The 23537-nt window shown below is 71.1% G+C and carries 22 protein-coding genes; 17 read left to right on the plus strand and 5 right to left on the minus strand.

Going from position 1 to position 23537, the window contains the following annotated elements; translation table 11 throughout:
- Positions 1–2: 2 nt before the first annotated feature.
- A complete protein-coding gene (locus tag E9934_RS14460) occupies positions 3–1364 on the minus strand; it encodes a glycosyltransferase family 2 protein (protein WP_136563599.1) in 1362 nt (453 codons plus the stop codon).
- 3 nt (positions 1365–1367) lie between these two features.
- On the minus strand, positions 1368–1634 hold the full coding sequence (locus E9934_RS14465) for an LPXTG cell wall anchor domain-containing protein (RefSeq protein WP_136563600.1): 267 nt from the start codon (positions 1632–1634) through the stop codon (positions 1368–1370).
- A 150-nt stretch (positions 1635–1784) separates the two neighbouring features.
- Here E9934_RS14465 and E9934_RS14470 point away from each other — a divergent pair, with 150 nt between their 5' ends.
- The 4 genes from E9934_RS14470 (at position 1785) to E9934_RS14485 (ending at position 6439) form a co-directional block, all read left to right on the plus strand.
- The gene (locus E9934_RS14470; RefSeq protein WP_136563601.1) at positions 1785–3524 is read left to right on the plus strand and encodes a hypothetical protein; all 1740 of its coding nucleotides are present in this window, start codon (positions 1785–1787) and stop codon (positions 3522–3524) included.
- Between the two features lie 160 nt (positions 3525–3684).
- Entirely contained in the window at positions 3685–5766 is a 2082-nt protein-coding gene (locus E9934_RS14475; protein WP_136563602.1) for a CshA/CshB family fibrillar adhesin-related protein, read from the plus strand.
- Between the two features lie 57 nt (positions 5767–5823).
- Positions 5824–6009, plus strand: coding sequence for a hypothetical protein (locus E9934_RS14480; RefSeq protein WP_202977324.1), 186 nt, complete (start codon positions 5824–5826; stop codon positions 6007–6009).
- Positions 6010–6070: 61 nt separating this feature from the next.
- On the plus strand, positions 6071–6439 hold the full coding sequence (locus E9934_RS14485; protein ID WP_136563603.1) for a hypothetical protein: 369 nt from the start codon (positions 6071–6073) through the stop codon (positions 6437–6439).
- On the opposite strand, the gene E9934_RS14490 is transcribed toward E9934_RS14485, so the two are convergent.
- Both E9934_RS14490 and E9934_RS14495 read right to left on the minus strand, forming a co-directional pair.
- Entirely contained in the window at positions 6382–7023 is a 642-nt protein-coding gene (locus E9934_RS14490) for a VanZ family protein (RefSeq protein ID WP_238694968.1), read from the minus strand. The genes E9934_RS14485 and E9934_RS14490 overlap by 58 nt on opposite strands.
- Positions 7020–7589, minus strand: coding sequence for a D-alanyl-D-alanine carboxypeptidase family protein (locus E9934_RS14495; protein WP_202977318.1), 570 nt, complete (start codon positions 7587–7589; stop codon positions 7020–7022). Before E9934_RS14495 ends, E9934_RS14490 begins: the two co-directional genes overlap by 4 nt.
- A gap of 130 nt (positions 7590–7719) precedes the next feature.
- Between E9934_RS14495 and E9934_RS14500 the strand changes: the two genes are divergently transcribed.
- Positions 7720–8409: a response regulator transcription factor gene (locus E9934_RS14500; RefSeq protein ID WP_136563605.1), complete on the plus strand. Its 690-nt coding sequence runs from the start codon at positions 7720–7722 to the stop codon at positions 8407–8409.
- A gap of 17 nt (positions 8410–8426) precedes the next feature.
- Positions 8427–9611, plus strand: coding sequence for a sensor histidine kinase (locus E9934_RS14505; protein ID WP_136563606.1), 1185 nt, complete (start codon positions 8427–8429; stop codon positions 9609–9611).
- Here the strand turns inward: E9934_RS14505 and E9934_RS14510 are convergent.
- The gene (locus tag E9934_RS14510) at positions 9571–10947 is read right to left on the minus strand and encodes an aminotransferase-like domain-containing protein (RefSeq protein ID WP_136563607.1); all 1377 of its coding nucleotides are present in this window, start codon (positions 10945–10947) and stop codon (positions 9571–9573) included. The genes E9934_RS14505 and E9934_RS14510 overlap by 41 nt on opposite strands.
- A gap of 105 nt (positions 10948–11052) precedes the next feature.
- On the opposite strand from E9934_RS14510, the gene E9934_RS14515 reads away from it, so the two are divergent.
- From E9934_RS14515 to E9934_RS14565, 11 genes are all read left to right on the plus strand, one after another.
- The gene (locus E9934_RS14515; protein WP_136563608.1) at positions 11053–11901 is read left to right on the plus strand and encodes a nitrilase-related carbon-nitrogen hydrolase; all 849 of its coding nucleotides are present in this window, start codon (positions 11053–11055) and stop codon (positions 11899–11901) included.
- A 16-nt stretch (positions 11902–11917) separates the two neighbouring features.
- On the plus strand, positions 11918–13351 hold the full coding sequence (gene hydA, locus E9934_RS14520; RefSeq protein ID WP_136563609.1) for a dihydropyrimidinase: 1434 nt from the start codon (positions 11918–11920) through the stop codon (positions 13349–13351).
- A gap of 11 nt (positions 13352–13362) precedes the next feature.
- Positions 13363–14391, plus strand: coding sequence for a TIGR03842 family LLM class F420-dependent oxidoreductase (locus E9934_RS14525; RefSeq protein WP_136563610.1), 1029 nt, complete (start codon positions 13363–13365; stop codon positions 14389–14391).
- Complete coding sequence (locus tag E9934_RS14530; RefSeq protein ID WP_202977319.1) at positions 14388–15272, plus strand: ABC transporter permease; 885 nt, start codon at positions 14388–14390, stop codon at positions 15270–15272. The genes E9934_RS14525 and E9934_RS14530 overlap by 4 nt, the downstream gene beginning before the upstream one ends.
- Complete coding sequence (locus tag E9934_RS14535) at positions 15269–16090, plus strand: ABC transporter ATP-binding protein (RefSeq protein WP_136563611.1); 822 nt, start codon at positions 15269–15271, stop codon at positions 16088–16090. Before E9934_RS14530 ends, E9934_RS14535 begins: the two co-directional genes overlap by 4 nt.
- On the plus strand, positions 16087–16899 hold the full coding sequence (locus E9934_RS14540; protein ID WP_136563612.1) for an ABC transporter permease: 813 nt from the start codon (positions 16087–16089) through the stop codon (positions 16897–16899). The genes E9934_RS14535 and E9934_RS14540 overlap by 4 nt, the downstream gene beginning before the upstream one ends.
- Before the next feature lie 14 nt (positions 16900–16913).
- Positions 16914–18128: an ABC transporter substrate-binding protein gene (locus E9934_RS14545; RefSeq protein WP_238694969.1), complete on the plus strand. Its 1215-nt coding sequence runs from the start codon at positions 16914–16916 to the stop codon at positions 18126–18128.
- A 92-nt stretch (positions 18129–18220) separates the two neighbouring features.
- Positions 18221–19546 (plus strand): aspartate aminotransferase family protein, encoded by a 1326-nt coding sequence (locus E9934_RS14550; protein ID WP_136563613.1) that lies wholly within the window; start codon positions 18221–18223, stop codon positions 19544–19546.
- Between the two features lie 60 nt (positions 19547–19606).
- A complete protein-coding gene (locus E9934_RS14555) occupies positions 19607–21100 on the plus strand; it encodes a CoA-acylating methylmalonate-semialdehyde dehydrogenase (RefSeq protein ID WP_136563614.1) in 1494 nt (497 codons plus the stop codon).
- 121 nt (positions 21101–21221) lie between these two features.
- Entirely contained in the window at positions 21222–21977 is a 756-nt protein-coding gene (locus E9934_RS14560) for an ABC transporter ATP-binding protein (RefSeq protein WP_136563615.1), read from the plus strand.
- A 12-nt stretch (positions 21978–21989) separates the two neighbouring features.
- Positions 21990–23483, plus strand: coding sequence for a hypothetical protein (locus E9934_RS14565; RefSeq protein ID WP_136563616.1), 1494 nt, complete (start codon positions 21990–21992; stop codon positions 23481–23483).
- Positions 23484–23537: the final 54 nt, after the last annotated feature.

Here is a 23537-nt window from a genome sequence, read left to right on the forward strand (position 1 = left end):
GGTCAGGCCTCCAGGGCCGTGACACCCACGGTCAGGTCCTCGGCGTTGCGGCGGGTCTTCGCCCAGCCCGACCTGCCGCGCATCACCCGATACATCGCACGGGGCACGGTCAGGTAGAGGTAGTAGATGTAGACGAACATGCCGATGCCCCAGGCACAGGCCTTGAGCCAGCTCGCGTCGGGCTCGCACCGCACCTTGTAGACGGGGCCCCACATCGCGAACGGCAGCACACCGAGAACGACCATCAGCAGGATCAGCGGCCACGAGTCACGGCCCCACTCGACGATCCCCGTGGAGCCCTGATCGAGGGTGCCTTGCACCAGGAACCAGGCAACGATCGGCCAGACGACCATGCCGAGGAGCTGGATCAGCGGCAGCAGCAGGTAGTAGCCGGCCTCGAGCACCGCAGCCGAGGTGAAGTGCCGCGAACGGACGATCTCGGGCAAGTACTTGATGCACTGGATGTTGCCCTGCGACCAGCGGGTCCGCTGGGTCACCAGCCGGCGGAAGTCCGTGAGGCCCTCCTGGCTGACGTAGGTGTCGTTGATGTACTTGTTCTCGTAGCCCGCGAGCATCACGTGCACGCCGAGCTCATAGTCCTCGAGCAGCGACCCGTGCCACGGCTCGCCGTAGTGCTGCTTGATCTCGTCGAGCACCGAGAGCCTGGTGAACTGGCCGTTGCCGCCCAGACCGACCGATCGAGTGCGAGCCCGCAGCGCCTGCATGGCCGCGATCGCCGTACGGAACTCGACGTCCTGCATCCGCACGAGATAGCGGGACAGGAAGTTGGCAACCCGCCCGCGGCCCGGCAGCGGAGTGCGGTCATCACGATTGCGCATCCGCACCGAGACCTGGGCCGCGCCGACGCTCGGATCGCCCATCACGGCGTCGGAGGCGACGTGATGGAGGATGTCCGGCGCGAGGTGGCCGTCGGCGTCGACGACGCAGACCACCAGCGCGGTGCGGTCGGTGTCGGCCGGCAGGAATTCGTCCAGCCGGGCGTAGGCGGCATTGAGCGCGTCGCCCTTGCCGGTGCGGGCATCGGGTCGCACGCGGGAGACCAGGTGCACCTGTGGGTCGTGAGCGGCCCGCCCGCGCACGATGTCCCCGGTCCGGTCGTCGCTCGCGTCATCGACGATCCACACGTGGGCTGTCTCGAAGTCCTCACGTAGGCGGTCGATGGTCTGGCCGATCACGGCCTCCTCGTCGCGTGCCGGGACGAACATGTGGAAGTCGAAGTCCTCGACGTTGCCCGGCAGGTTGCGGCCCTGCCGGAAGTAGGACACGACGATCGACGTCAAGTAGGTGAGGAAGATGACCACCAGCAACAGCGACGTGGCCTCGGCCGACCGGAACAGCTGCATCCTCTACCCCTTGCGCCAGGGCCTTGCCGACAGTTCGACGGTCGCGCTCGATGCGGCCGCATTCGCGATGGCGATGCGGTGGGAGCGCACGATCAGCAGTCCTGCCAGGATCAAGGCGAGCGCCAGTGCGATGAAGAGGACCGGGGAGAAGCCGACACCCGTCGCCGGCAGTGCTGCCACGCCTCCGACCGCGCCGAGTGGCCCCTTGCCGCCGTACATGCCGATGTCCCTGCTTCCCACGTCGTCGGGCGTCCCGGGGTAACGCCGCACCCACCGAGGCAAACAGCGCCCCGGGGTGGGGGTGACTGCCTCGGTCAGGCTTTCAGCCGGGTTTCATCCCGAGGGGCGGGAGGATGAAGCTCGGGATGAACGCGATCCCCTTCGACGGACACTGCCATCCGCGGATGCCAGCGTGCTGCGGTGAAGATGCCTCGCCCTCGCCTGAGACGGCTCAGCGCGGGATCGCCCGCCGGCTGGCTGGTCGCACTCGTCGGACTGGTGCTGGCGTTCGTGTTCGTCAGGTTCACCGACGACACTGCCTTCATCACCTGGCGCTACGGCGAACAGCTGGTCGAGCGGGGTTGTTGGTGCTGGAACCCGAACGGGCCGCGCACCGAGGGCTACACCAGTCCGGTCCACGCCTTGCTCGCTGCGGTGCCGGCTCTGGTCGGCATCTCGACCGAACTCTTCTTCAAGCTGGTCGGCGTCCTGACTCTCGCGGGCTATCTCCTCTGGACCAGACAGCTCGGACTGGGTCGGCGGCAGCTCCTTGTGCTGCGCGGAGCAGCACTGCTCAGCCCCGTGTTCTTCATCCAGCTCTTCTCCGGGATCGAGTCAGTTCCGTTCGCGGTCGTGATCGCGGTGGTGTTCGCGCGTCTCTATGTGCGCGGAGGACTCGGGCCGCTGGGGCACCTGCTCTGTTGCCTGCTCGTCCTGCTGCGCCCCGAGGGTCTCGTCTTCGCTCTGGCAGCCGTGGCCTGGGCACTGGCGGTCCGACGCGGGCGCGCACGAGCGGTCGGTGTGCTGACCGTGGGGGGCTTCGCGGCGGCGTACTGGACGGCGCGGGGGGCTTTCTATGGGTCGTTGTGGCCCGACAGCCTCCGCGCGGCGACCTCCGGCGGATCGATCGCCGACCAGGTCGAGACGCCGTTGGTCGCAGCGCTGACGGGGGTCGTGCTGGTCGCTCTCCTCGTGTTGGTGCTGGTGCTCAGCAGGGGATCCACGTCCGCGACCGCGGACGACCAGACGCCAGATGCTCGGACCTCACGGCAGGACATGACCCCGCTCGTGCTGGCGTTGACGAGTGCCGGCGTCCTCCTCGGTTACGGCGTCTTCGATCTCACCACCGACTTTGCGAACCGCTACCTGTGGCAGGCGGCCTTCCCGGTCGCCGCAGTCGTGTTGTCGCGGCCCGTGCGGACCGACCTGTTGCAACGCAGCCTGCGAGGCGGCGACGGCTGGGCCCTGGGCGCCGTTGCCGTGACAGCTGTGGCGAGCATGCAGTCGCTCGGCTCCGCTGCCGCGTCGCAGACCGTCGTCCTCGCCGGCATGGTGATGGTGATCGTGGGTGCCGGCACCCGGCTGGTCAGCAAGGACCACGGCGCGACCGGCATCGCGGCCCTCGGTCTGGTCGTGATCGTGTCGTGGATGCCTGTCGACCACCTGATCTCGGTCGCGACCTATCGGCACCGTCTCGCGGCAGCCCACGAGGCCATCGGGGTGGCGATCCACGAAGCGGGCGCCACGGTCGCTGTCGCCGACGCCGGCGCCCTCTCGTTCGCCCAGGACACCGATGTCGTCGAGCTCCAAGGCCGGACCAACCTTCGTGTCGTGCAGGGGACCTTTGGCGCGAGCGACCTCGAGGCCGCCGGCGTCGGCGTGGTGGTCCTGGCCTCGTCCACGATCGAGCGGACCGGCGAGTTCACCGCGACGCTCGGCCAACGCGTAGCGCAGAGATGGGCTGAGGACAGCGCTTTCGTCTTCTTCAGCGGTCCGGCCTTCGACCGGGGCTACTACGTCAACGTGTGGGTCCGCCCCGACCTGGTCGATCGTCTCCAGCCCGCGATCCAGGCGGCCGAGCGGGACGCCGGCGCTTCGGTCTCGTCGAGCCAGGCGAGCATCCTCGGCACCCATCTGTGGGACTTCTCCTTCCTTCGCTGAGCCTCCGTCCCGGCTCAGGGTGAAAACAAGGCTGAAGACGGTGACCTCCCCATGTCGCCGTCGGACCGTCGCCGTTGAGTTGCCGGAACCGCTGGCCGGTCGCACGTCGGAGACATCCTCCTGCGACGAACCAGCAACGACGAGTTCATGGGAGTGAACGATGAGGAAGATCCCCCGCCGCCTGGCGGCGAGCGCGCTCGCGACGGCCTGCCTGGGCGCCCTGCTCGTGGGTGGTCACCCACCCGCGTCCGCCCAGTATGCGACGGAGGGCAGCGGTGCATACGTCGGCTCGGTCGACTGGTTCGAGTGGGGGGTGGCCGGGCAGGTCCTGACGGCCGGATCACCGTTCACGGTCACCAACACCACCTCAGTCGGCGGCCATACGCTTGCGACGACCTGCACGGTCAGCAATCTGGACCGCAACGTCCGCGTCTACAACCCGACCAGTTGGGGCCGATCAGGGATCAACGCGCTCTATCGCGGCACCGGACTGGTCAACGGTCTGTCGGTTTCGGGTGCGACCGCATCCTTCGACCTCTCCTGCTCGGCGACATTCGACGGCGAGCCCTACGCACTCCCGGGCCTCGTCATGGCCGATGCCGAGCAGTCGGCGAGCAACGAGTGGGTGCAGATCACCGCCCAGTCGCCCGCCACCGTGCAGGTGATCGACCGCACCCGGGCCGCGGGCTGCACGGGCGACATCAACGCCGACGCGACCACGGTGCAGTACGACGAATCGACGACCGGAACGCAGGTCCGCTTCTCCAACACGAGTCTGTGCGCCAGCGGACCGACGGCTGTCTCCTACGTCAGTGCCGACCACGCCAGGGTCGCGATGAAGGGCGGCGGCACCAGTGCTCTCGCGGTCGGCGTCATGCTGCCGCAGGAGTACTCCGACGGACCGACGTCCTACGGCGACGCGGGCTACCTGGTGCGGCCCACCATCACCGGCGGGGTCATCCCGGCGCCGGCCGCCGTGGGCGACCCGGCCGTGCGGACCCCGCTCTTCGCTGGCTTCACGCCGGCCACCTTCACATCGGGGCTGGCCACCCTCGGTGCCGGCCAGACGTTCGAGGGCACGGCGCGGTCCAATGCCACCGCGACCGGCGACAACGACGACGCCTTCTCGACGCCGCCCGCCATCAGCGGCGTCGTCGCTGGGCAGACGTACTCGCTGGCCGTGCCGATCACCCGGCACGGAAACGCAGTCCTGCAGCTCAGGGGATTCATCGACTGGAACGGCAACGGCCAGTTCGAGGCCGACGAGGCTTCGAACCCGACGTCGCAGTTCCTCGCCGCCACGGGGAACCGGACGCTCACCTGGACCGTGCCGGGGGACGTCCGGAGCTCGCCGGAAGGCGGCTCCTTGCTCCGCCTTCGCCTCGCTCAGGCATCGCTCCAGCCGCTCGCGACTGGAGCGTCGGTCGCGAGTCCGGTCGGCTTGTGGGCGCAACCGGTCACCACCACTGGCCAGCTCACCAACTACGCCGGTGAGGTCGAGGACTACCTGATCCCGATCAACGTCCCGATCAACGCGATGGACGACGACTTCACCGCGAGCGCGATCTCCACCGCAGGCGGTACGACGCCCTCCGTGCTCATCAACGACACCGTTGGCGCTGAACCCGCGACCACCGAGAACGTGACCTTCACCCTGACCGATGAGGGTGGCCTCGCTGGCGCGATCCTCAACCCCGACGGCACCGTCACCGTGCCGCCGGGCACCGAGGCGGCCGTCTATGAGCTGACCTACGAGATCTGCCAGACCGCGGACTCGACGAGCTGCTCGACCGCGATGGTGCGCATCAGCATCTTCGACCAGCCCACGGCCGAGCCCGACACGGCGTCGACGGTTGCCGGCGTGCCCCTGACCATCGACCCTGTCACCAACGATCAACCGTCCACCGGCTCCACCTTCGACCCGACCACGCTCCTGCTGATCGACCCGGCGAGCAACGAGCCGGTGACGTCGGTGACGACGACGGACGGCGTCTACGAGGTGGTGGACGGTCAGATCACGTTCACGCCGGCGGAGGGCTATACGGGGACCGATGAGCCGATCGGCTACCAGATCACCGACACCTCGGGCCAGGTCGTTCCGTCGACTCTCACGGTGACGGTCGGTCCGATGGCGGAGTGGCCGATCCTCGATCCGCTTGTCGGATCCTCCCTCGCCGCTCTTGCCCTCCTCGTCGGCGGAGTGCTGATCGTTCGCCGTAGGAGGCAGGTCGAACCGGCTTGATCTGATCAGTCCACGCGTTCCATCCGCACGGCCCGGCTCGCCTCGGCGAGCCGGGCCGTGCGGCGTCTCCCGGACCCGGCAGGATCGGCCCGTGGCGACACGGACGACGGTCGCTCCTGCAACGCGAGCAAGTGCAACGACGAGGTCACCGCATGGATGCGCCGCAAGCGTCTCGATGAGCGGGCCTTCCTCCAGCGCTTCGGCGAGGTCGTCGCCGCGCTACGGCTCGACCCTCCCGCCTGACCCCGGGGCCGCTCGCCGTTGTGGCACCCTCGAGGTGTCGCCGCAGCACTCGGGAGGCCCGATGGCCCGCTACACCGTCAACCACCGTGCCGTCGCGAAGGCCCGCGCCCTCATCGACGCCCGGCAGTACGTCCTCGACAGCGACTGGGGCGACGTGCAGCCCGACGCGGAGGCGGGCAACGGGTTCCTCGAGCGGCGCTCGTGGGAGGAGTACGCCGCCTGGTATCTGGGCCTCACCGCCGGCGCCAACGACGAGACGAAGGCCCGCCACGCCTTCGTCTACGGCGACTTCCGGCGTGTCCACCGCAGCGGGCTGATCGCCTGCGTCTACCGGGCCGCCGAGTGGCGCCACAAGCGGGTCGAGCTCGCCGCTCACGACCTGCTCCAGTACCTCGACCGCGTCGCCGGGATCGTCGACCGACCCGACTGAGCGGCCCGCGCGGTGGACCCGCCCGGCTTGCGCCCCGACCAGCACGGCCGCGAGACCAGCGCAGCGAGGACGGCGCCGGCGGTGTTGAGCAGGACGTCGTCGACCGAGGACACCCGGTCCAGTCGCAGGGCGTACTGCGCCACCTCGATCAGCGCAGAGCCGGTCGCCGCCAGCACGGTGATCCTCCCGATCGACGCCAGCGCCGGGAACCGCAGCGGGGCGAGGAGGCCGACCGGCGCGAGGATCGCCAGGTTGCCGGCCACCTGGAAGGGCGGCATCGTCGCGAGGTCCCGCAGCGGCTCGAGGCTGACCGCGCCGGCCGTCGAGCCGGCATCCGGTCCCGGGACCAGGGTCATCGCGACCAACGGCAGCGTCGCCCAGACCATCGCGACCTCGACCGCCGAGCGCCGCCGCGCCGTTCCTGCGGGCACGTCGTGGCGGCGCCGCCAGCGGGTCAGGGTCCACAGCGCCGCGACCGCGAGAGGGACGGTGGTCAGGGCGATGACGACCAGGCCGGGGTAGGAGTGGACCAGGATCTCCAGCACGTTGCGGCGTTGCTCCCCGCCGGGCTGCCCGGGCGTCACGACTGCAGCCGGGGGTCGGCCGAGGCATCGGCGTACGTCGCCGGACAGCCGCGGGAGACCGCCTCGGGGCGCAGCTCGTAGTGCCAGGGCTCGTTGTCGTACGTGCGGCACAGTCCGTGGCCGGCGCCGTAGGTTTCCAGCCAGTGCTGGGCATCCACCGGGCCGAGGTCGACCGCACCACCCGTCTCATGGACCGAGGTCCCCGGTCGGGCAGCCCACCGACCGGCCTCGGAGCCGTGCTCGGCGAGCGCTTCGTCGTACAGCCGCTGCTGGTAGCGCGTGGATCGCCAGCCGCTGGTCACGACCAGTCGGATCCCGTCCTGCGCCGCGTCGGCTGCCGCCGCGCGAAGCGCGTCGAGCAGATCGGCATCCAGCCGGGACAGGGCCGGGATGTCGTCGAACGGCGACGAACCGTCGGGCACCAGCCCGTCCTCGACACCGAGTCGGTCGACCCCGTCGCGGTGGAGGACGTCCCCGAAGGACGACGGGTCGAGGGCGGCAGGGACGTGCCCGACGGACGCCGCGCACGCCGCTACCAGCGCCGCCGCGAGGACGAGCGGGAGCACGACACGAGTCCGGACGCGTTGCCGGCGAACAGGAGGGACCATGCGGCCAGTCAAGGGAGGTCGGCGTTGCCACAGCGTCTGCGGAAATCGATACGTCGACGAAATGCGGGCAGGGCCTAGGGTCGGAGCCGTGCGCGTGTTGGTCGTCGAGGACGAACCCCTGCTGGCCGAGGCCATCCGCAGTGGCCTGCGCCTCGAGGCGATCGCGGCCGACGTCGCGGGCGACGGTGACGTCGCGCTCGAGCTGCTCGCCACCACCACCTACGACATCGCGGTCCTGGACCGCGACATCCCGGGCCCGTCCGGCGACGAGGTCGCCCGGCGCATCGTCGCCTCCGGGGTCGGCATGCCGATCCTGATGCTGACCGCCGCGGACCGGCTGGACGACAAGAGCTCCGGCTTCGAGCTGGGCGCCGACGACTACCTCACCAAGCCGTTCGAGCTCCGCGAGCTGGTGCTGCGTCTGCGCGCGCTCGACCGGCGGCGGGCGCACCTTCGCCCACCGGTGCGCGAGATCGCGGGGCTGCGCCTCGATCCGTTCCGGCGCGAGGTCTACCGTGACGGCCGGTACGTCGCGCTGACGCGCAAGCAGTTCGCCGTGCTCGAGGTCCTGGTGGCGGCCGAGGGCGGCGTCGTCAGCGCCGAGCAGCTGCTGGAGCGGGCCTGGGACGAGCACGCCGACCCCTTCACCAACGCCGTGCGGATCACGATCTCGGCCCTGCGCAAGCGGCTCGGGCACCCGGCACTGATCGCCACGGTGCCGGGCGTCGGCTACCGGATCGAGGATGCGGTCGGCCCGGGAGCCGAGGCCGACCGGTGACGGCCAGGAGGGGCCCCGTGCGGGCGACCAGGCGGGAGCGGGGGCCCAGCGTCCGGCTGCGCCTCGCGCTCAGCTATGCCGGGTTCGTCCTCGTCGCCGGCGCAGGACTGCTGGCCGTCGTGTGGGTCTTCCTCCTGCGCTACGTGCCGGCGGACGCGGTCACCGTCTCCGACACCGCCGTCCCGGAGGGCCCCGGCTTCCCGGACCGGCCCCTCTTCATCCCCGGTCGCTCCGACCTCTGGGAGGCCTTCGCCCCGAAGGCCGCACTCATGCTGGGCTTCCTGCTCGTGGTCGGACTGGTCGGAGGGTGGCTCCTCGCCGGGCGGATGCTCGCCCCACTGGACAGGATCACCCGGGCCACCCGCCTGGCCTCGGCCGGCTCCCTCTCCCACCGCGTCGACCTGCCCGGCCGTGGGGCCGAGTTCCGTGAGCTCGCCGACGCGTTCGACACCATGCTCGCCCGGCTCGAGGCGCACGTGGCCGAGCAGCAGCGGTTCGCGGCGAACGCGTCACACGAGCTGCGGACGCCGTTGGCGATCACCCAGACCCTGCTGGAGGTTGCGCAGCGCGAGCCCGACCGGGACGTCGACGAGCTGATGGATCGACTGCAGTCGGTCAACGGCCGCGCGATCGCCCTGGTCGAGGCGCTGCTCCTGCTCAGTCGTGCGGAGGCGCGCATCGACGACCAGCCGGTCGACCTGTCACTGGCCGCCGAGGAGGCGGTCGAGACGCTGCTCCCGCTCGCCGAGCGGCGCGGCATCACGATCGAGTCGACCACCGACGCCGCCGTGACACCCGGCTCCCCTGCCCTCGTGGCTCAACTGGTCACGAACCTGGTCCACAACGCGATCGTCCACAACCTCCCGGCCGGCGGGCGACTACGCATCTCCACGGGCATCTCCACGGGCATCCCCACGGGCATCTCCACGGGCATCTCCACGGGGGTCGCCTTCGACTACGCGGCAGCCGTGCTCACCGTCGAGAACACGGGCGAGTGCCTCGACCCCGCCCTGGTGGCGACCCTCGTCGAGCCGTTCCAGCGGGGCAACGAACGGGCCCAGACCGAGCATGCCGGGGTGGGTCTGGGCCTGGCCATCGTCGACCGGATCGTCCTGGCCCACGGTGGGACGCTCTCCGTGGTCGCCCGGGAGGGTGGGGGACTCACGACGACCGTCCGGCTGCCCCTGTCGGAGGGCGGGTAGCCACCGTCGGTCGCCGCTCCCAGCCGGCCGCCTCGGCGAGCGCGGCCGCGACGCCGGGGGCGTCCTCGGGGTGCAACGCGCCGGCGGTGACCCGGACGTGGGGGGCGCCGCCGGGCTGTGCCTGGAAGACCGAGCCGGCAGTGACCCGGATGCCGGCGGCGGCGAGGTGGGTGACGGCCGCCCGCTCGTCGCGCACCGGAAGCCAGAGATTGATGCCGTCGGGCTGCGGCACAGTGACGCCGTGGGCGGCGAGGGCGTCGACCAGGGTGCGCTGGCGGGCGAAGTACTGGCGGCGGGCCTCGCCGACCTCGTCGAGCGGCGTGGACGACGTCAGCAGGTCGAGCAGGATGGTCTGCACCATCCGGGAGGTCCAGCCGGGGCCGAGCATGCGGCGGGCGACGAGGGGATCGAGGAGTGCCGGGGGGCCGCTCATGGCCGCGATCCGCAGGTCGGGGCCGTGGGACTTGGAGTAGGACCGGACGTGCACGACGTGGCCGGGCAGCCACTCGGCCAGGGTCACGACCGGCGCTCCGCTGATGCCGGCGCAGTGGTCGTCCTCGACCACCCACGGCGTCGTGGCCGCCCGCTTCAGCACGCGGGCGATCGCCTCGGCGCGCGCGGCGGTGGTCGAGACGCCGGTCGGGTTGTGGGCGCGTGGCTGAAGGACGACGGCGACCGGCTTGCGGGCAAGCGCCGCCCGCAACGAGGCCGGCCGGATGCCCTCGCCGTCGAGCTCGACGGGCACGACCTCGGCACCCAGCGCCTCGACCAGGTCATAGAACGGCGGGAAGCCGGGGGACTCGAGCACCACCCGGTCGCCATAGCCGACGACCTGCTCCAGCACCCGGGCGATCGCGTCGGTGGCGCCGTCGACGACGGTGAGCGATGGGGCGTCGTAGGGCCACGCGGCGACGAGGACGTCGCGCAGGGCCGGCAGCACGGGCTGCTCCTGGTAGGTCAGCGTCCCGGCTCGTGCGGAGACCCGCTGCAACGCGGGGCCGAGGGCGGGCAGCAGGTCCGGGTCCGGCGTACCGCGGGAGAGGTCGAAGCGGGGATGGTCGGGGCCGGAGCCCATCAGGTCGCGCTGGCGCGGTGAGAGCCAGCGGACCGGCTCGCCGGACACAAAGGTGCCAGCCCGACCGCGGGACGTCACGAGCCCGGTCCGGCGCAGCGCCTGCCACGCGGCCGACACCGTCGCGGGGGAGACGCCGAGCTCGGCGGCGACGTCGCGCACGGTCGGCAGCCGGTCCCCGGACACCAGCTCCCCGGCCCGGATCGCGCGGCTGACGGCGCCGGCGATTCCGCGCGGTGAGCGGTCCGCGAGGTCGGAGAACATGCGACACCTCTTGACAACGGGGAAATGGGAGCGAAATGTTCAATCCGGAAGATAACAGTTCTTCGAGGAGACCCATCACCCTGAAGCGACCCCCCGGGAGGGACCGTGACGATCGTTCGTGCTGCCATCAGCCAGACCACCTGGACCGGCGACAAGGACTCGATGCTGGACCGGCACGAGAAGTTCGCGCGGGACGCGGCCGCCCAGGGAGCGCAGGTGATGTGCTTCCAGGAGCTCTTCTACGGGCCCTACTTCGGCATCACGCAGGACCAGAAGTACTACCGCTACGCAGAGCCGGCCGACGGCCCGATCGTGCAGCGCTTCGCCGCGCTGGCGAAGGAGCTCGGCCAGGTGATGGTGCTGCCGATCTACGAGGAGGAGCAGACCGGCGTCTACTACAACACCACCGTCGTGGTGGACGCCGACGGCACGATCCTCGGCAAATACCGCAAGAACCACATCCCGCACGTCGAGAAGTTCTGGGAGAAGTTCTACTTCCGCCCCGGCAACCTCGGCTATCCCGTCTTCGAGACCGCGGTCGGCAAGGTCGGCACCTACATCTGCTACGACCGCCACTTCCCCGAGGGCTGGCGCGAGCTCGGCCTCGCCGGCGCGCACATCGTCTTCAACCCCAACGCCACCAAGCCGGGGCTGTCCAACCGGCTGTGGGAGGTGGAGGGCCCGTGCGCCGCCGTCGCCAACGGCTACTTCGTGCTCCAGCCCAACCGCGTGGGTCGCGAGGACAACGAGTACGGCGAGGAGGCGGTCACCTTCTACGGCACCAGCCAGGTGATCGATCCCCGCGGCAACTTCGTCGGCGAGCTCGGCAGCAGCGAGTCGGAGGAGTTGCTCGTCCGCGACCTCGACCTCGACATGGTCCAGCAGATGCGCGACGACTGGCAGTTCTACCGCGACCGGCGACCGGACTCGTACGCGCAGATCGCGAAGCCGTGAGCGGGGAGGAGACCCGATGAGCACCATCCTGATCAGCGGCGGCACGGTCGTGAACGCGACCGGCACCATGCGCGCCGACGTCCTCGTCTACGAGGAGAAGATCGTCGCGCTGCTCGAGCCCGGCAACAGCTCGCTCGGGGCGATCACCGCCGACAAGGTGATCGACGCGACGGGCAAGTACGTCATCCCGGGAGGGATCGACGCGCACACGCACTTCAGCCTGCCGTTCGGCGGCACCCAGGCGTCCGACGACTTCGACACCGGGACCCGCGCGGCGGCGTGGGGCGGCACGACCTCCGTCATCGACTTCGCCGTGCAGAAGTACGGCGAGCGCGTCGAGGACGGCCTCGCGACGTGGCACGGCATGGCAGGCGGCGAGGCCCACATCGACTACGGCTTCCACCAGATCATCGGCGGCGTCGACGAGGAGTCGCTCAAGGCGATGGAGACCCTCGTCGACGAGGGCATCACGTCCTACAAGCTGTTCATGGCCTATCCGGGCGTCTTCTACTCCGACGACGCGCAGATCCTCCGCGCCATGCAGAAGGCCCGTGAATTGGGCCTCCTGACGATGATGCATGCCGAGAACGGGCCGGCGATCGACGTCCTCGCCGCCCAGCTGGCGGAGTCCGGCAAGACGGCTCCTTACTACCACGGGATCGCGCGGGCCTGGCAGATGGAGGAGGAGGCGACGCACCGGGCGATCATGCTCAGCGACCTCACCGAGGCGCCGCTCTACATCGTGCACATGAGCGCGAAGCAGGCCGTCGAGCAGGTCGCCTGGGCGCGCGACAAGGGCAAGAACGTCTTCGGCGAGACCTGTCCGCAGTACCTCTACCTCTCCCTGGAGAAGCAGCTCGGCGCGAAGAGCGCGGAGTGGGGCGACTTCGAGGGCGCGAAGTGGGTCTGCTCGACGCCGCTGCGCTCCGAGGAGGAGGGCCACCTCGAGGCGATGTGGCAGGGCCTGCGCACCAACGACCTCCAGATGGTCTCCACCGATCACTGCCCCTTCTGCATGAAGGACCAGAAGGAGCTCGGCAGGGACGACTTCCGCGCCATCCCCAACGGGATCGGCTCGGTGGAGCATCGCGTCGACCTGCTCTACCAAGGTGTCGTCGACGGCCGGATCTCCCTGCCTCGCTGGGTGGAGCTCATCGCGACCACGCCGGCGCGGATGTTCGGGCTCTACGGCAAGAAGGGCGTCATCCAGCCCGGCGCCGACGCCGACATCGTCGTCTACGACCCGCAGGGCCACACCTCCATCGGGGTGGGCGAGGGCAGGACCCACCACATGAACATGGACCACTCGGCCTGGGAGGGCTTCGAGATCGACGGCCACGTCGACGTCACCATCTCCCGCGGCCGGGTGCTGGTCGAGGACGGCCAGTATCACGGCGCCAAGGGCCACGGGCAGTTCCTCAAGCGCGACCTGACGCAGTACCTCGTCTGAAGGAGAGCAAGATGGAATTCGGTGTCGTCCTGCAGACGAACCCACCGGCGTGGCGGACCGTCGGCCTGGCCAAGCAGGCCGAGGAGCACGGCTTCGACTACGTGTGGACGTTCGACTCCCACCTGCTGTGGCAGGAGCCCTACGTCATCTACTCGGCGATCCTCGCCGAGACGAGGCGGGTGATCGTCGGGCCGATGGTGACCAACCCGGCGACGCGCGACTGGACCGTGACGGCGTCGGTGTTCGCGACCCTCAACGAGATGTACGGCAACCGCACCGTCGTCGGCATGGGCCGGGGCGACTCGGCGGTCCGGGTCCTCAACGGCAAGCCGTGCACGCTCAAGGAGGTCCGCGACGCGACCCACGTGATCCGCGAGCTTGGCAACTGCCGCCCCGTCGAGGTCAACGGCGCCACCCTGCAGTTCCCGTGGGCGCGCACGTCCTCGCTGGAGGTGTGGATCGCCGCCTACGGGCCGATGGCGCTCAAGGCCGCGGGCGAGGCCGGCGACGGGTTCATCCTCCAGCTCGGCGACGTCGACGTCGCGAAGTGGATGATCGACCAGGTCCGCACGGCCGCCTCCGACGCCGGCCGCGACCCCGACGCGCTGACGTTCTGCGTCGCCGCTCCGGCGTACGTCGGGGAGGACACGCCCGAGTCGTGGGAGCACATGCGCGGCCAGACCCGCTGGTTCGGCGGCATGGTCGGCAACCACATCGCCGACATCGTCGAGAAGTACGGCGAGAGTGCCGACTTCCCCCAGGTGCTGACGGACTACATCAGGGGGCGGACGGGCTACGACTACAACACCCACGGCAAGGCCGACAACGACCACGTCGACTTCGTGCCCGACGAGATCGTCGACAGGTTCTGCGTCCTCGGCACGCCCGAGCAGCACGTCGCCAAGCTCGAGGAGCTGAAGGCGATCGGCGTGGACCAGTTCGCGGTCTACCTCCAGCACGACAACAAGGAGGAGACGCTGCGCGTCTACGGCGAGTCGATCATGCCGCACCTGCGCGACCACCTGGTGGCCAAGGCGTGACGACGACCTGGACCCGGATCCGTCCCGTCCTGCTCGGCGCCCTCGGCGTCGGGCTGGTCGTGGCGGTCTGGGACCTCTACAAGGCGTTCGGACCGGAAGAGGGGGTCCGGCTCGGTGAGCGGACGCTGATCCTGCCGCGGACGACCGACCTGGCCATGCCCCACTCGTGGGAGATGGTCCAGCGGTTCGGTGAGCCGGTCACGAGCCTCGCGGGCTCGCCGACCGCCTTCGAGGCTGTGTGGGACGCCGGGCTCTTCTCCCTCGGCCTGGCCACGCGGGGGTGGGTGATCGGCGTCGTGATCGGCCTGCTGCTCGCCCTGGTCATGTGCCGCTTCCGGATCGCCGAGTCCGCGATCCTGCCGTGGGTCGTGCTCAGCCAGACGGTGCCGCTGATCGCAATCGCCCCGCTCGTGCGCCGGTGGGGCTCGCAGATCGACCTGTTCGGTCACGTCTGGACGAGCGAGGACTCGGTGGCCGTGATCGCGGCCTACCTCGCCTTCTTCCCCGTGGCCGTCGGCGCGCTGCGCGGGCTCAAGTCACCGGCGCGCACGCACCTCGACCTGATGCACGCCTACGGCGTGGGCTGGTGGCGCACGCTGCTGGTGCTGCGGCTCCCGGCGAGCGTCCCGTTCCTGTTGCCGGCCCTGCGTCTCGGCGCGGCCAGTGCCGTCGTCGGTGCCGTCGTCGCGGAGGTGTCCATCGGCCTCAAGGGCGGCCTCGGGCGGATGGTCATCGACTACGCCCAGTCCGCCAGCGGCGACCCGGCGAAGCCGTGGGCGCCCATCTTCGGCGCGGTCGCCATCGGCCTCGTCGCCGCCGGCGCGGTCGGTCTGATCGGCCTCGCCCTGCGTCCCTTCCGAGTGACAGGAGCCTTCCGATGAGTGCGATCGAGGTGCGCGGCGTCGACCGTGTCTTCACCCGGGGGCGCAACCGGGTCGACGCCCTGACAGCCGTCGACCTCGAGGTCCGCGCGGGCGAGTTCGTCTCCCTCATCGGTCCCAGCGGCTGCGGCAAGAGCACCCTGCTGCGGCTGGTCGCCGACCTGGACGCCCCGACGAGCGGGGCGATCAGCGTCTTCGGCAAGACCACCCGGCAGGCACGGCTCGACCAGGACTACGGCATCGCCTTCCAACAGGCCGGCCTGCTGCCGTGGCGCACGGTCACCGCCAACGTCGAGCTGCCGCTCAAGCTGCACGGCATGGACAAGGCCGCTCGACGGGCCAGGGTCGCGGAGCTGCTGGAGCTCGTCGGGCTCTCGGACTTCGCGAAGAGCCACCCCGACCAGCTGTCCGGCGGCATGCAACAACGTGTCGCGATCGCCCGGGCCCTCGCCGAGCAGCCACGCCTGCTGCTGATGGACGAGCCCTTCGGCGCCCTCGACGAGATCACCCGCGAGCGGATGCAGAACGAGCTGGTCCGGCTCTGCGCCGAGACCGGCGCGGCCGTCCTCTTCGTCACCCACTCCATCCCGGAGGCGGTCTTCCTCTCCGACCGCGTCGTCGTGATGTCGCCCCGCCCCGGCCGGATCACCGGCATCGTCGACATCCGGGCCGACGGGCTGGTGCCCGCGCACGACCGGGCCGCGGGCGTCCGCGAGGAGTCGGGCTTCTTCCGAGCCGTCGCCGAGGTGCGGGCGATCCTGCACGGCGGGTCGGGCATCCCCGCGCCCGACGGCGCCCGCGGGGTGGACCTTCGATGACCAGTCTCGCCGAGACCGGTGCGACCGACGCCCGGGCCCGCCTCCCGATCGGTGAGGTCCGGTGGAGCACCGTGCTCGCCCCGCTGGCGCTGGGGGTGGTGGTGATCGGCCTCTGGCAGCTCGCCGTGGACGCCCTGGAGATCGAGCCGTTCGTGCTGCCGTCGCCGGGCGCGATCGCGGGGGAGATCGGCGCCAACATCGACAGCGTCGTCAGCGGGGCCCGGGCCACCGGCCGCAACGCACTCCTGGGCCTCGTCATAGGCGGCGTCGTCGGCGTGGCTGGTGCGCTCCTCGCCGGGACGTTCAGGGTCGTCGACGAGCTCGCGGCCAACGTTGTGGCGGCCGCTGCCGTCGTGCCGATCGTGGCGCTGGCGCCCGTGCTCTACTCGATGTTCGGCGCCGCCGTCGACACCGGGCGCATCATCGTCGCCGCCCTCTCGGTGGCCGTGCCGGTCTACCTCAACACCCTCCGCGGGTTGCGCGAGGTCCTGCCGGTGCATCGCGACCTGATGGCGGCCTATGCGGCCGGTCGGTGGCAGGTCGCCCGCGAGATCACGCTGCCGACCGCGACGCCGTACGTCTTCACCGGGCTGCGGGTCGGCTCCTCGCTCGCCGTCATCGCGGCCCTCATCGCGGAGTACTTCGGCGGCCCGATCGGTGGCCTCGGCAAGTCGATCACCTCCTCGGCCGCCAGCAGCAACTACCCCCTGGCCTGGGCCTACGTCACCGGCGCGATCGTCCTCGGCCTGCTGTTCTACGTCGCCACACTCACCGTCGAGCAGTGGCTCTCTCGGCACCACCACCCCTGAGAAGAGGAGAGTCCATGAAGATGTCCATCCATCGGTCCCGCGGCTCCGCCCGCCGGACCGCCCGCCTCGGCGCGGCCCTCGCCCTCGCCGGCGCGGTGCTGGCCGCGTGCGGCGACGACGACGGTGGCTCGTCGTCCAACGTCGACGTGAAGGCCGACGAGGACTGCGCTGCGCGCACGCAGGAGGCCCGCGACGCGGGTGAGCTGACGGAGGTGAAGCTGCAGCTGCAGTGGGTCTCCCAGGCCCAGTTCGCCGGCTACTACGCCGCTGTCGCCAAGTGCTACTACGTCGACGAGGGTCTCGACGTCACGATCGTCGAGGGTGGGGTCGACATCGTCCCGCAAGACGTCCTCGCGGCCGGTGACGTCGACTACGCCATCTCGTGGGTGCCGAAGGTCCTCGGCTCGATCGAGCAGGGCGCCAGGATCACCAACGTCGCCCAGATCTACGAGCGCAGCGCCACGACGCAGATCTCCTTCAAGGACAAGGGCATCACCGAGCCCGCCGACCTCGCGGGCAAGAACGTCGGCAGCTGGGGCTACGGCAACGAGTGGGAGCTGTTCGCCGGCATGCAGGACGCCGACGTCACCCTCGACGACATCACCCTCGTCCAGCAGGCCTTCGACATGAACGCCTTCCTCGCCGGTGACATCGACGCGGCCCAGGCGATGACCTACAACGAGTACGCGCAGGTCCTCGAGACCGTGAACCCGGAGACCGGCGAGCTCTACACGGCCGACGACCTCAACGTCATCGACTGGATCGAGACCGGCAGCGCGATGCTGCAGGACGCCATCTGGGCGCAGACGGAGAAGCTGTCCGACACGGCGTACGCCGACCAGACGGTCGCGTTCATCAAGGCCTCCATCGAGGGCTGGGCGTTCGTCCGCGACAACCCGGAGGAGGCGGCGCAGATCGTCACCGACTCCGGCTCGCAGCTCGGTGCCAGCCACCAGCTCTGGATGACCAACGAGGTCAACAAGCTGCTGTGGCCCTCCACCAACGGCGTCGGGACGATCGACGAAGCCGCCTGGAAGCAGACCGTCGACATCGCGCTCGGCACGCAGAACGAGACCGGCGCGACGATCATCAGCAAGGCGCCGCCGGAGACCGCCTACACCAACGAGTACGTCGAGAAGGCGCTCGCCGCGCTCGAGGAGGACGGCGTCGACACCATCGGTGCGGACTACACGCCCATCGAGGTGACGCTCGCCGAGGGCGGCAAGTGAGGCGCCTGACCGCATGACCCATCCCGGCGGGCGGACGCTCAGGGAGTCCGCCCGCCGGCACGGCACCACCAGAACTGCAAGGGAGCAGCCCCATGACCACCCCGACCGGCGCCGAGCTCGACGCCCGCGCCGTCGCGCTCGACCGCGCCCACGTCTTCCACTCCTGGTCCGCCCAAGCGGCGCTCGCGCCCATGGCGGTCGCCGGCGGGAAGGGCACGCGGGTCCACGACCACAGCGGCCGGGAGTACCTCGACTTCTCCAGCCAGCTGGTCAACGTCAACATCGGCCACCAGCACCCCGCTGTCGTGGCCGCCATCCAGGAGCAGGCCGGCCGGCTCGCCACCATCGGACCGGCCACGGCCCACCTGGTGCGCGGCGAGGCGGCGCAGCGGATCACCGCGCGCGCCCCCGACGGGATGGACAAGGTCTTCTTCACCAACGGCGGCGCCGACGCGATCGAGAACGCCATCCGCATGGCGCGCCTGCACACCGGTCGCGACAAGGTGATCTCCCGCTATCGCAGCTATCACGGCAACACCGGCGCCGCGATCAACGCGACCGGCGACTGGCGGCGGATCCCCAACGAGTACGCCCGCGGCCACGTCCACGTGTTCGGGCCCTACCTCTACCGCTCGGAGTTCTGGGCGGGGTCGCCCGAGGAGGAGAGCGCCCGCGCGCTGCAGCACCTGCGGCGCGTCCTCCAGTGCGAGGGACCGGAGTCGGTCGCCGCGATCCTGCTCGAGACGATCCCCGGCACGGCCGGCGTCCTGGTGCCACCGCCCGGCTACCTGCCGGGTGTGCGCGCCCTCGCCGACGAGTTCGGGATCCTGTTGATCCTCGACGAGGTGATGGCCGGCTTCGGGCGCACGGGTGAGTGGTTCGCCCTGGACGCCTTCGACGTACGCCCCGACCTGATCACCTTCGCCAAGGGCGTCAACTCCGGCTACGTCCCCGTCGGCGGCGTCGTCATCAGCAACCCGGTCGCCGCGACGTTCGACGAGCGCGTCTTCCCCGGCGGCCTCACCTACAGCGGGCACCCGCTCGCGGCGGCCTCGATCGTCGCGTCGATCGAAGCGATGGAGTCCGAGGGCATCGTCGCCCACGCGAAGTCCGTCGGCACCGACGTGCTCGGTCCCGGCCTGACCGCCCTCGCCGACAAGCACCCGATCGTCGGGGAGGTCCGCGGCAGCGGCGTCTTCTGGGCGGTCGAGCTCGTCGCCGACCCGGCCACCCGCACCCCGGTGTCGGCCGCGGTGATGGGCCGCGCCAAGGCCGAGCTGGTCGCGCGAGGCCTGCTGCCCTTCATCGCGGACAACCGCATCCACGTCGTACCGCCCTGCGTCGTGACCACCGACGAGGTGGCCGAGGCGCTCGCGATCTACGACGACGTCCTGTCCCTGCTCGACGCCGTTGGTTGAGGTGCGAGGCCGTCCGCGGCCGAGCCTCGAAACCACCGTCCCTCACGAAGGAGTGAAGCCATGACCGAAGTTCTCTACCACTGGATCGGCGGCGGCCCCGTCGCCGGCACGTCGGAGCGCACCGCGCCCGTCCACGACCCGGCCCTCGGCGTGGTCAGCAAGCAGGTCCGCCTCGGCTCGGCCGCCGACGTCGACACCGCGGTCGGGGCGGCGAAGGAGGCGTTCGCCACCTGGGGCCGCACCTCGATCGCCCGTCGCAGCCAGGTCGTCTTCGCGTTCCGCGAGCTGCTCAACGCCCGCAAGGACGAGCTGGCGCAGATCCTCACGTCCGAGCACGGCAAGGTCCTCTCCGACGCCGGCGGGGAGATCGCACGTGGGCTGGAGGTCGTCGAGTTCGCCTGTGCGATGCCGCAGCTGACCAAGGGCGCCTACTCGCTCGGGGTCTCCACCGACGTCGACGTCTACTCCATCAAGGAGCCGCTCGGAGTCGTCGGCATCATCACGCCCTTCAACTTCCCGGCCATGGTGCCGCTCTGGTTCGCGCCGATCGCGATCGCCTGCGGCAACACCGTGGTCCTCAAGCCGAGTGAGAAGGACCCGAGCTCCGCCAACTGGCTGGCCGCGCTGTGGGCCGAGGCGGGTCTGCCCGCCGGTGTCCTCAACGTCGTTCACGGTGACAAGGAGGCGGTCGACGCGCTGCTCACCCACGACGACGTCGCGTCGATCTCGTTCGTCGGCTCGACCCCGATCGCGCGCTACGTCTACGAGACCGGCACGGCGCACGGCAAGCGGGTCCAGGCCCTCGGCGGCGCCAAGAACCACATGCTCGTCCTGCCCGACGCCGACCTCGACCTGGTCGCCGACTCCGCCGTCAACGCGGGTTTCGGCTCGGCGGGCGAGCGTTGCATGGCGATCTCGGTCGTCGTCGCCGTCGACCCCGTCGGCGACGACCTGGTCGACAAGATCCGCGACCGGATGGGCAAGCTGGTCGTCGGTGACGGCCGCCGCAGCTGCGACATGGGGCCGCTCATCACCCGCGAGCACCGCGACAAGGTCGCCGGCTACCTCGACGTCGCCGCGACCGATGGCGCCGAGGTCGTGGTCGACGGCCGTGAGGTCGAGATCGACGGCGCCGCCGAGGGCTTCTGGCTCGGTCCCACGCTGATCGACAAGGTGCCGACGACCTCCACCGTCTACACCGACGAGATCTTCGGACCCGTCCTGTCGGTGGTCCGTGTGGCGTCGTACGACGAGGGGGTGGCGCTCATCAACGGCGGCCCCTATGGCAACGGCACCGCCATCTTCACCAACGACGGCGGCGCCGCCCGCCAGTTCATGCTCGACGTCGAGGTCGGCATGGTGGGCGTCAACGTGCCCATCCCGGTGCCCGTGGCCTACCACTCCTTCGGTGGCTGGAAGGCCTCCCTCTTCGGCGACGCCAAGGCCTACGGCCCGCACGGCGTCGACTTCTTCACCCGCGAGAAGGCGATCACGTCGCGGTGGCTGGACCCCAGCCACGGCGGGATCAACCTGGGCTTCCCGCAGAACCAGTAGTCGAGGGGGAGAGGCAGGGTCCCGGGTCGCATGGTCCGTCGGGACCAGTGGTCCGGGGCGGTCGTCCCGACTTGGTCCGTGGCTCTGGCGTAGCCGGAGCAACCCGCGAAGAGTGGGCTCCATGACGGGGAGGGACCTGCACCTGATCGGTGCCGCGGCGACGGAGGAGACGGGCCTCGGCATCGAGGTGACCGGCCTGCGGGTGCGGTTCGGGAGCGTCGAGGCGGTGGCCGGCGTCGACCTGCGCGTCGAGCAGGGCCAGTCCCTGGGGCTGCTCGGCCGCAACGGCGCAGGCAAGTCCACGACGATGCGCGTGCTGGCGGGCGTGGTGCCGCCCGCAGCCGGATCGGTCGTCGTCGGCGGCCACGACGTGCGAGCCCATCCCTTGGAGGCCAAGCGCGCCGTGGGCTACTGCCCCGACGTCGGCGGCCTGGTGCCGCGGGCGACGCCGTGGGAGCACCTGCAGCTCACCGCACGGCTTCGCGACCTCACCGGGTGGGAGGACCGTGGCCGCGAGCTGCTCGAGCGGTTCGACCTCGGCGACGTCGCCCACCGGGTCACGGCGGGCTTCAGCCACGGCATGGCGCGGCGGCTCAGCGTGGTCCTGGCCGCCCTCCACGAGCCTGCCGTGCTGCTGCTCGACGAGCCCTTCGACGGCGTCGACCCGGTCGGTGTCGAGGCGACCTTCGAGGTGATCGAGGACGCGCGTGCACGTGGGGCGGCGGTGCTCGTCTCCACGCACCTGCGCGACCTCGCCGTCGACGTGTGCAGCGAGGTCGCCGTGCTGCGCGGCGGTGCACGGATGGCGACGATCCCGTCGGGATTCATGGCCGGTGACGACGGAGCGCGGGCCTACCGCGCGCTGCTCGCCGGCTGATCGGCGAGCGACATGGGGTCGGCGGTCGCGGACCTGCGCCACCTGTTGTGGTTCCGCGCCGTGACCGTACGACGACCGCGGGCCGTCCGCGCGGCACTCGTGGCGATCGTGACGGTCGCCGTGGCGGCCGCCGTCGTCCCGGCGCTCGTGGGTGCGTCGTCGGCCACGGTGGACCGCTGGGAGCGGGCCCTCGCGCCGGCGCTGGCGGCCCTGGTGCTGGTCAGCGTGGCTGGTGCCGCGGCGGGGGGCGGTGGCCGTGAGCTGCTGGCTCGCGACCCCGCGTCGATCCACCCGATCAGCCCGGTCACCGACCACCTCGGTGCGTTGGTCCTGGCTCCGCTCAACGCCGGCTGGCTGATCCAGACCGTGGTGCTGCTGCAGCTCGTGGCGCTCGTCGCCTCGCCCGGTGGTGTCGTCGCGGTCGCCGGCGCGCAGCTGGTACTCCTCGCGTGGATCGTGCTGGCGACGACGCTCGGGCAGGCGGTCGGATGGGCTGTCGAATGGGTCCGTCGCGGACCGGCGGGAGTGGCGCGGGTCCGTGTGCTCATCGGGGCGGGGGTGGGCGTCCTGGCCGTGGTCGGCGCCGTGCCCGACTGGCGGGGCGCGCTGGTCGGCTGGCCGGCGCGGTCCACGGCGGACGCCCTGCTCGGCGGCGCACTCGCGCAGGCGGTCGCGGTCGTCGCACTGCTCGCGGGGTCGGCGTTCCTGGTCGTCCTCGGCGCGCACCTGGCGCTGCTCGTCGCACGACGTCCACCGCGTGACGAGGGACGGCTCGAGACCCGCACCCACCCGGCCCGTGACCTGCCGGCCAGCGACCTGGCGATGATGCGGCGGATCGACCGGGCATCGGTCTGGCGCAGCGTTCCGCTGCGCCGCGGGACGATCTTCCTCGCCGTCGCGCCGGGCGTCGTGGCCCTGGCTGGTGACCTGACCTGGAGCGCGCTCGCCCTCATGCCGGGCCTGGTCGCCTCCGGCTGCGTGCTGCTGTTCGGGGTCAACCTGTGGTGCCTCGACGGGCGGGGCCTGCTGTGGCGCGAGACGTTGCCCGTCGCGCCGCGGGTGCTGGTGGCGGCGCGGGCCACCGTGCTCGCCGAGATCCTGCTCGCGGCCGGTCTGCTCACCCTGGCGCTCGGGGGGATCCGGGCGGGAGTTCCCCACCCGACGCAGGCGCTCGCCGTCCTGCTCGCGCTGGTGGTGGTCGTCGGTCAGGCGGTCTCGGCCGGGCTGCGCTGGTCGGCCGCCCACCCGCACGCCGTCGACCTGCGCTCGGCGCGCGCGACGCCGGCGCCCCCGCTGGCGATGGTCGGCTACTCGCTGCGCCTCGCGCTGGCGACGACCTTCACCGGCCTCTTCTTCAGCACCCTCGCCGCCACCGGCCGCGCCGACCTGGCCGTCGCGCTGGCCGTGGTCCTGTTCGCGGTGTCGACCGTCCGCATCCTCCGGGCCGCGCGCCGCTGGAGCGACCCCGTCCAGCGGGCCGGCGTCGTCGCGGTCGTCACCGCCTGACCGGTGGGTGGTGGGTCGGCGGCTGCGGGGCCTCCCGGGGCGTCCCCCGGCGGC

The organism is Nocardioides caeni, from assembly GCF_004912195.1.
Lineage (GTDB): Bacteria > Actinomycetota > Actinomycetes > Propionibacteriales > Nocardioidaceae > Nocardioides > Nocardioides caeni.